The following is a 3,489-nucleotide window of genomic DNA, read 5'->3' as shown; positions in this document are numbered from 1 at the left end:
GTTCAATTACATGACGCTGTCGGCCTCCTTCGTCATCGGCCCCACCAATGCGCGGCTGTACTGGTTCGACCCGCAGACGATGGAGCCGCTGATCAAGAGCCCCGGCCACGTGCGCGCCCTCGAGTTGTTCGTTGAACTGGTGAAGTTCGGCCCGCGCGAGATGCTGACCTGGAACCATGGCCGTGGCTGGGACCATTTCCTGGCGGGCCGCGCGGCGTTTGCGCTCACCTGGGGTGACCTCGGCGCGCTGGCTCAACAACAGGGCAGCAAGGTCAGGGGCAAGACCGGCGCTGCGCCGGCGCCCGGAACGCACGCGTACTACGACATAGCGCGGGGCAAATGGACCAGCACCGCAGGCGTCAACCAGGTCGGCAACACCAGCGGTGCCTCCTGGGCCGGCGTGATTTCCAAGTATTCGAAGGTGCCCGAGGCCGCGTACTTCCTGCTGGCGCTGCTGGCGGCGAAGGAGAAGTCGCAGGTCTATGCGGCGCGGGGCTGGGACGGCGTCGATCCGGGGCGCAAATCCCAGATGCTGCCGCCTGAAGGCACGGGCAGCCTGGCGCCGTATCTGCGAGCGAACTGGGACCCGGCCGACGTCCGCGACTATCTCAGCGCGTTCGAACGTACCTTCAGCAACAAGCAGCAGATCCCCTACCTGCGAATCCCTGGAACCTACAGCTATGTGCTGGCGCTGGATCTGCGCCTCATGCAGGCGGCGGCCGGTCAATTGAGTCCGGCAGAAGCGCTCGAGGCCGCTGCCGTCGATTTCGAAGAGATCACGATCCGGCTCGGCCGCGAGCGGCAACGAGAGGCGTATCGAACTTCACTGGGCTATTGATCACGGGCATGCGCTGGAATTTCCGGGTAGCGTCACTGGGCATCGGCACCAAGCTGACCGTCGGCGTCGGGGTCCTCGTCGGGCTGACGCTGCTGGTGGTGGCACTCGCCATCCTGGCGGGCCGCAACGCCAGCCGGGACATCGAAATCAGCGAAGGCCTGCGGGCGCCGGCCTCGCGGGCGTCGGCCCAGGCGCAGGAGGCGCTGCTGAGCATGCAGCTGCACCTGCGCGGCTTCCTGGTGCTCTCTGACCGCGAAGACATCGGGCACTACCACGCGGCACGCGGGGCGTTCGAGAGTGCGCTGACATCGCTGGAGGAATTGGCCGACGGCTGGGAGGAGGGCGAGCGCAAGCAGGTGCAGGCCTTGAACGAGCGTTACGCGCGCTGGAAACGCCTGCCGCCACAGCTGTTCGAGCTGCACGAGGACACCTTGCGCAACCGGCCGGCGCTGCGACTGTCGAGCATGGACGTGCAGGCGCAGCGGGTGCGTGTGCTGGCCGAGACCGAGGCCATGATCAAGTTGCAGAATTCGCGCCCTGCCGACGCGGTGAACCGCGAAGTGCTGGCGGAGATGCTTACCTTCCAGAGTTCGTTCGATGTGCTGGCCACCAACGTGATGGCGTTCGGCGCCTCGGGCGAAGGCAACTTCAGGCTGACGTACAGCTCGCAGCTGGTCACCAATGCGGCCTTGTGGGACGGGCTCTACGCCCGTCRCCCCTTGCTCACGGCTGCGCAGCGCGCCCACCTGGACCGCATCGCAGCGGCGCGGGCCGCGCTGACCGAGCTGACCCTGCGCATCCGCACGATCCAGGACAGCGCGCGTGCCTACGAGGACCTCTACCTGTATCGGACCGAGGTCGTGCCGCAGGCGCAAGGGCTTCTCGACCTGCTGCACCAGATCACCGCCGAGCAGCAGGCGCAACTGCAGACCGAGCTGTCGCGGGCTCGGGACAGCCTGGCCCGCTCGCGTGCCCAAACGGCTGTCGGTGGCCTGGCCGCGCTGGCATTCGGTGCAGCCTTGGCGTTCCTGCTTCGGCGCAGCATCGTCGGGCCGGTGCAGCGCCTGACCCAGGTGGCGGCACGGATCGCCGCTGGCGACCTCACCGCCCAGGCGCCCGTCGAAGCGCGCGACGAGACCGGCATGCTGGCCACCAGCTTCAATTCGATGACGGCCCGCCTGGCCCACACGATTGCCGACCTCGAAGCCGCCTACAGCGAAGCGCAGCAGGCCARGAATGTCGCCGAGCTTGCCAACCAGGCCAAGAGCAGCTTCCTGGCCAACATGAGCCATGAAATCCGCACGCCGATGAACGCGATCCTGGGCATGTCCCACCTGGCGCTGCAAAGCGGCCTCAACCCGCAGCAGCACAACTACATCCAGAAGGCGCATGCGGCGGCGGAATCGCTGCTGGTCATCATCAACGACATCCTCGACTTCTCCAAGATCGAGGCCGGCAAGCTCGACATCGAAACGATCCCGTTCAGCCTTGGCGACGTGCTGGACAACCTGAGCAATGTGGTGGGCCTGAAGGCCGACGAGAAGGGCCTGGAGCTGCTGCTGGACTTGCCGCTCGCGATCCCCCGGGCACTGGTGGGCGACCCATCGCGCCTGGGCCAGGTGTTGCTCAACCTGGGAAACAACGCCGTCAAGTTCAGCGACAGTGGCGAGGTCATCGTCGCCGTGAAGATGGTGGAGCGGGACGGCGAATCGGCCCGGCTGCGCTTCACCGTGGGTGATTCCGGCATCGGCATGAGCCCTGAACAACTGCAACGCCTGTTCCAGCCCTTCACGCAGGCCGATGCCTCGACCAGCCGGCGCTATGGCGGCACCGGCCTCGGGCTGGCGATCAGCCGCCACCTGGTGAAACTGATGGGCGGCGAGCTCACCGTCGAGAGCGAGCTGGGCCGCGGCAGCCGTCTGCACTTCGAGCTGCATTTCGGGTTGCAGCCCGGCGCTGCGGACGCGGCCATGGACACCAGTCTGCGCGGCACGCGTGTGCTGGTCGTCGACGACAACGCCGCCGCGCGCGAGCTGCTCGCGACGATGTGCGGCACGCTGGGCCTGCAGGTCGATACCGCCGCGGGGGGCGAAGAAGCGCTGCGCCTGGTGATGCAGGCCGACGCCGGCGATGCTCCTTTCCAATTGCTGCTGCTCGACTGGAAGATGCCGGGCATGGACGGCGTGGCCTGCGCGCAGGCGCTGGCCCAGCAGACCGAGYTGCGCCACCCGGCACCCCTGGTCATGCTGGCCACGGCCTTCAGCCGCGAAGAGGTGAGGCAGCGCCTGGCCGAGCACAAGCTGCGGGCCGGCGCGCTGCTGACCAAGCCGGTCACGCCCTCGACCTTGCTGGATGCCTGCGCTGCCGCACTCGGACGCGCGCTTGCCGTCCCCACGCGCAATGCGCGGCGCGAAGAAGCACAGCTCGACCATCGAAAGGCGCTGGCCGGTGCCCATGTGCTGCTGGTCGAGGACAACGCGATCAACCAGGAACTCGCCGTCGACCTGCTCAGCCGCGCCGGTATCGTCGTCAGCGTCGCCGGCAATGGCGAGGAAGCGCTGCGCAAGCTGGCCAGCGAGCGTTTTGATGCGGTGCTCATGGACTGCCAGATGCCCGTCATGGACGGTTATGCAGCGACGCGGGCGTTGCGC

The 3,489-nt window shown here is 67.4% G+C and carries 2 protein-coding genes; both read left to right on the top strand.

Translation table 11 applies throughout. The annotated features are described in order from the left end of the window. Nucleotides 1–838 (top strand): type 2 periplasmic-binding domain-containing protein (locus AC1DU6_RS24060; protein ID WP_477860152.1); only part of this gene is annotated, 838 nt, incomplete at its 5' end. Nucleotides 839–846: 8 nt separating this feature from the next. Next, nucleotides 847–3,489 (top strand): hybrid sensor histidine kinase/response regulator (locus AC1DU6_RS24055; RefSeq protein ID WP_477860150.1); only part of this gene is annotated, 2,643 nt, incomplete at its 3' end.

The organism is Roseateles sp. P5_B10, from assembly GCF_056400485.1.
This window is presented reverse-complemented; position numbering and strand designations above follow the sequence as displayed.